Below are 688 nucleotides of genomic sequence, written 5' to 3'. Positions count from 1 at the left end.
GGTATTCGAGGAAACGAGGTTGCTGATAGAGCTGCGAAAAAAGCTCTTGACAATAAACCGACAGCTGATCTCATGCCTTTTTCGGACCTAAAACCCTTAACTGCCAAATATGTCTATCAAGTTTGGCAAAAAGAATGGGATGAAACTGGTTTGATATCTAATAAATTTCACGAAATTCTACCGAAACTTCCAGACAAACTGTTATCTTTTTGTAATACAAGAAAAGAAAGCACTGTTTTAAATAGATTACATATTGGTCACTCTCATTTGACACATTCCTTTATTTTGAGAAAAGAAGAGGCTCCTGTTTGTGTTGCATGTGATGTTGTACTCACAGTTAAGCACATCTTACTTGAATGTGCTGATTTGTTGGATATAAGAAAGAAATATTTTGAAGAGAAATCTTTGTATTCACTCTTTCGGAACGTGATTCCGGAAGTGATTTTTGATTTCTTGCGTGAGATTGGTGTGTTTTACAAAATATAAAGTGTGTTAAGGTAATGTTTGTGTGAAGTGTTTTTAATGAATTGTTTCAAATTTTTATGTGAAACGTTTTAAAATTGGTTTCATGAATAACTAGGAGATAAACGTAAGTTTGTTTTTAGCCCTGATGTAATCCTCTGTGGTTGACTGGGCTTAAAGCACCAACTAACTAACTAACTTGTGTGTTTCATGACCACATCCCGGT

Annotated in this window: 1 protein-coding gene; it reads left to right on the top strand. The window is 34.7% G+C overall.

From position 1 onward, the window contains the following. A partial coding sequence (locus ACOCD2_RS24195; RefSeq protein WP_419589925.1) for a hypothetical protein occupies positions 1-486 on the top strand: 486 nt, incomplete at its 5' end. Between the last annotated feature and the right edge of the window lie 202 nt (positions 487-688).

The organism is Thiolapillus sp. (assembly GCF_048562965.1).
Lineage (GTDB): Bacteria > Pseudomonadota > Gammaproteobacteria > Chromatiales > Chromatiaceae > Thiolapillus > Thiolapillus brandeum_A.
Note: the sequence above shows the minus strand (reverse complement) of the source record. Positions and strands in the feature narration are given on the sequence as shown.